At 37.9% G+C, this 4,529-nt stretch carries 5 protein-coding genes and 1 pseudogene; 1 reads left to right on the top strand and 5 read right to left on the bottom strand.

The window, feature by feature from the left end:
* Positions 1 to 356 (bottom strand): annotated as a pseudogene (locus OCV53_RS12195) (NAD(P)H-dependent oxidoreductase); the annotation flags it as partial.
* 218 nt (positions 357 to 574) lie between these two features.
* On the opposite strand from OCV53_RS12195, the gene OCV53_RS12190 reads away from it, so the two are divergent.
* Positions 575 to 1,510: a sugar-binding transcriptional regulator gene (locus OCV53_RS12190; RefSeq protein ID WP_055198567.1), complete on the top strand. Its 936-nt coding sequence runs from the start codon at positions 575 to 577 to the stop codon at positions 1,508 to 1,510.
* 75 nt (positions 1,511 to 1,585) lie between these two features.
* Here OCV53_RS12190 and OCV53_RS12185 read toward each other — a convergent pair whose 3' ends face one another.
* The 4 genes from OCV53_RS12185 to OCV53_RS12170 form a co-directional block, all read right to left on the bottom strand.
* A complete protein-coding gene (locus tag OCV53_RS12185) occupies positions 1,586 to 1,954 on the bottom strand; it encodes a PTS glucitol/sorbitol transporter subunit IIA (RefSeq protein WP_055198565.1) in 369 nt (122 codons plus the stop codon).
* A 50-nt stretch (positions 1,955 to 2,004) separates the two neighbouring features.
* Entirely contained in the window at positions 2,005 to 3,018 is a 1,014-nt protein-coding gene (gene srlE / locus OCV53_RS12180; protein WP_055198563.1) for a PTS glucitol/sorbitol transporter subunit IIB, read from the bottom strand.
* 21 nt (positions 3,019 to 3,039) lie between these two features.
* A complete protein-coding gene (gene srlA, locus OCV53_RS12175; RefSeq protein WP_055198561.1) occupies positions 3,040 to 3,552 on the bottom strand; it encodes a PTS glucitol/sorbitol transporter subunit IIC in 513 nt (170 codons plus the stop codon).
* Between the two features lie 147 nt (positions 3,553 to 3,699).
* Positions 3,700 to 4,158, bottom strand: coding sequence for a transcriptional regulator GutM (locus OCV53_RS12170; RefSeq protein WP_055198559.1), 459 nt, complete (start codon positions 4,156 to 4,158; stop codon positions 3,700 to 3,702).
* Positions 4,159 to 4,529 lie beyond the last annotated feature (371 nt).

The following is a 4,529-nucleotide window of genomic DNA, read 5'->3' as shown; positions in this document are numbered from 1 at the left end:
GCTACTTTTGCTCCGACATCTGGAACTCCTGTTGCATCGATCGCACACTCTACTAAGTTTGCCTGTGATACGAAGTTTGCATCTTCACATGCTACATATTTTCCTGCTTCCATTGCTGCATTAGCATCTGCAAGTGTTTTTGCGATCACGATATCTTCATCGGATACTCCGGCATATTTGAATGCATGGACTGCATTTTCTACTTTAATATCAGATACGATGGCTGGTGTGATACCGTTCATCAGTACCATCTGTGTTACCATTCCTCGTCCCATCTGTCCGGCACCTACGATACCAGTTTTGATGATTTTTCCTTCTTCCTGTCTTTTGATTAATTTCTGGTCCATGTTTAACATAATCTCATTCTCCTATCTGATTGAAAATCGTTTGAAGTTACATATGTGCTTATCAATTACTTTTGATACTTGTATTATATACAGTTTACATATGTTCGTCAATAGTTTTTCTTATTTTTCTTTATTTTGCTTGAATAAACAGCTCTTTTACTATATAATCTCATTAAAATATAGTTACATATGTGCCTATTGCTATTTTCATCGAAAGGAGTCACATTATGGCAAAAAAAGAAACTGATGACTTAATGTATAATAGAATCTTGCTTGCAGCAAATCTTTATTATAAAAATCATTTTTCACAACAAGAAATCGCGAAACGCTTAAACGTTTCACGTCCTTGGGTTTCAAAACTTTTATCAAAGGCTTTGGAACTTGGTATTGTAAAAATTACGATTGACTCTCCACTCTCTGGAGATTCTGATCTGGAAGAAGCCCTGCAACAAAAGTATAATTTACAAAAGGTTGTTGTCATCGATCGTGATGATGCATACAAAGACTATGTTGCACAAGCCGCTGCTAATTATTTTATTTCTGTAATAAAACCTAATGATACGATTGCGGTTGGATGGGGAAACGCGGTTTCACGTTTTATCAATGAACTGATGCCTATGCAGCTTCCTGATACAAACCTTATACCGCTTGCTGGAAGTTTTGGAACAACATTTGAAACTCTTCCAAACTACAGTGCACTAAAACTTGCTGAAAGAATTCAGGGAAACGCAGGTGTTCTTCACGCTCCAGCTTTTTGTTCTTCCAAAGAAGAATACAAAGCTCTAAGCCAGAATGAAAACACACTGTCTGTTCTTTCAAAGGCAGAAAATGCAGATCTTGTGATCAATGGGATCGGAAGTTTTCACTCTTCCTTCCTGACACGACATCATATTCTCTCCGATGAATCAATCAAAGAATTAAAGCAATATGATGCTGTTGGTGATTTTGCATTACAATTTTTATCAAAAGATGGGAATGCGATCAATACAGAGCTTACCAAAAATCTTATCAAGGCAGATGTCTTTAAAATTGCAGATCATGCCCGCTGTGTGATCGCTATCGCTGAAGGCCTTGAAAAATCTGAAATCATACACGCTGTATTATCTCGTCATCTTGTTACTGCATTTTTTACAGATAAAGAAACAGCTTTATCTCTTTTATAAAAAACCTGTAAAATGATCAAAGGTCTGTGGATGATAATCTCCACAGACCTTTTTTAGAAAATCTCAATTTTTATTTTAATAAATCTCAATCAATCCGCCAATTTCTAAATCTTCCGGTGTCAGCTTTTCTCCTTCCAGGGATATACATCCTGGACGTTCTGCTTCATCTCCACCTTTAAAATCCAGAGTGCAATGGCCAAGCTGGGATAGAGTATGAGGTGCTTCCCAACCAACTGCACTGACTTTATATTCTTTTTTACCGATTCTGAATGTATCGCCAACTGCCGGATCTTCTTTTAACTCTGCTTTTGTGTGAAGCACGGAAAGTTCCGCTAGCTCTGGAGGTGCATCCTCATTAAAAATAATAATAAAATTCATGTCTTCATCATCCAGAAATGCTAATGCATCTGGACCTAACCCAACGATTTTAGATTGATATTTCATTTGATGATTTCCTTTCTATGACATAACCTATGTAAGTTATTGATTAATAATTAATACATTCCAATACTAAATGCAAATGCGATCAGTACTGCTAATGGCCCTGTGATCAGACGTTCAAATAATACGGCTGGAACACCATATTCGATTGTTTCTGAATCAGCCTCTCCAAGAGATAATCCTACTGGAATAAAGTCACATCCTACCTGAGCATCGATTGCAAATAAGGCTGGAAGTGCATACTGTGCAGGAATGTTTCCAAGTGCAAACTGGGATCCAAGCAATGTTCCGACTACCTGCGCGATAACGGCTCCGGGTCCAAGAACTGGAGAAAGGATTGGAATACCGCAGACAAATGCAATTGCTACCATTCCAGGTACTGTAGAACAGATTGGTGAAATTGTTTTCGCAATGACATTTCCAAGGCCGCTGGCTGAAATGATACCAAGCAGTGTTGCTGTAAATGCCATGAATGGAAGGATTGTTCCAACGACCATCTCAATCGTATCACGACCTGCCTGGAAACAGATATTTACCACACGTCCAACAACTTTACCGATGCGGACAACGATATTTTCTTTCTTACCTTCACTTGCTTTTGCAATTTCTTCTTTTGCCTGTGCTTTTGATTTTGGCTGTGGTGCTGCAGTTGCTGTTTCGGCTGCCTGTGCTGCTGGGTTTCCTTTGATATGTCCAGCATAGTCAGATTCAAAGATATCATTTTCTGTAACTGCTGATACATAAATCTCTGGTGTGATATATTTTGCAAGAGGTCCTGCTTTACCAACAGGCTCGATGTTAACTGTGTAGATTCCTTTCTTTGGATATACACCGCAGCGGGCTGTTCCACCACAGTCAACGACTGCTACTAAGACTTCATCATCAGGAAGAGTCTCTTTAAATCCGTCAACGGCTTCTCCTCCTGTCATTTCTGCGATTCTTTGAGCAACTGGATGGATTCCTCCACCTGTAACACTTAAGATCTTATTGCATTTCTCTGTTGGAGAGATTGTTAATGGTCCTCCCCATCCACCGCTTCCGGCTTTGATCGTAATTGTTTTATACATATTCGTTTTCCTCCTTCCAGATTATCGTTTGCTTAATGCTGCATAGATACGTTCACATAAGATTCCACGGATCAGAATTACAATAACACCGACGATGAAATATCTTACTGCAAGTCCACCAATGGAATATCCTGCTTTCTGAAGACCTGATGCAATTCCCATGTATACGAATAACTCACCTGCATTCGCATGAGGGAACAAACCTGTAATTGGATGACAGAAAGAAACGCTGGCATCATAAAACGCTGCTTTATGTTCTTTCTTTAAGAAACGTCCAAATGTATACTGTGCTGGGTTTGTTAAGAAAATGTCTGCCATAACTGGAAGTAATGTATAACGAAGGATCGTATACTTTGTAATCTTCTGGCAGAAACCTTCCACTCGTTCAACACCGATGAATCCGATCACCGCATTAACCGCTGTCATTAAGCAGATAACCAGTGGAATGATTCCTGTTACCCATCCCATAAATGTTTCTCCACCTGCATTGAACAGACCGATGAAACCATTTGCAATGTTAGAAACAACTTCCATAATTTTATCCTCCTTTTTGCTCCTAATTTAATTAAAAACGCAAGTTCTATATAAATGTCACTCAAAACATTTCATAACCATCTCACATCCTTGGGCCCTGATCTGTAAGTGGCTATCGTTTGTTCTTTGTTCCATGTATATCAAATTTTATGCTAGTGCATCCTGTGCTTCCTGACTGACTGCTTCTTTCTGATCTTCTTCAAGCTTTGTATCCTGAAGCCTCTGGTCAAGTGCTTCAAATGCATTGATATAACCTTTATATTTCTTTTTTTGTTTCTTATCAAAATCTTTCATATCATCAAGGAATTCGTAAATGCTTCTTCCTTTCATATCTTTTCCAAGAAATTCATTTAACGGCTTGAATTTTGCTAAGAAGCTTAATCCCTGCATGATTTCACATCTCGTGATAATTCCATCATGGTCGCATGCGATCATAATGATATATCCTGCTGTAAGCCTTCCTTTTCTCTGTCCAAATCCGACGTTCCCATACTGATGAACTCTTCTCATTGCTTTCCTGTAATTCTGAATCTGATACCAGCCTCCCAAGGCCTGCAGAATAAACAATACGCATACGATCAATAACATCTTTGAAATACCACTCACTGTAAAATCTCCTTCCTTTTTGTTTTTAGTAATTCTGTATATTTTTATACTTTACATTCGTGCCTATTAATCACTTTTGTTACTCTTATTTTATCTGCTTTGTTTCTGTTTGTCAATATCATTTATTTTCTTATTCAATTTTTCTTATTTTTTGTGCATTTTTACACAACCATCATTGTATACCTATTGTTTTTATTTTCACAAATTAAGAGAGCCTGTAACAGGAACGTATTATTCTATTCCTGTCACAGGCTCTCCAGTCAGTTAAAGTGTCGATTTTTAGACGTATTTTTATAATACGTTTCTTCCGTACATAGCATCCTGTTCTTTTCTTAACTTGTAGATCAGTGTGCTCTTATCTAATTCGATAT

The sequence above is a fragment of the Anaerostipes amylophilus genome, assembly GCF_025567365.1.
In the GTDB taxonomy this organism is placed as follows: Bacteria; Bacillota; Clostridia; order Lachnospirales; family Lachnospiraceae; genus Anaerostipes; species Anaerostipes amylophilus.
This window is presented reverse-complemented; position numbering and strand designations above follow the sequence as displayed.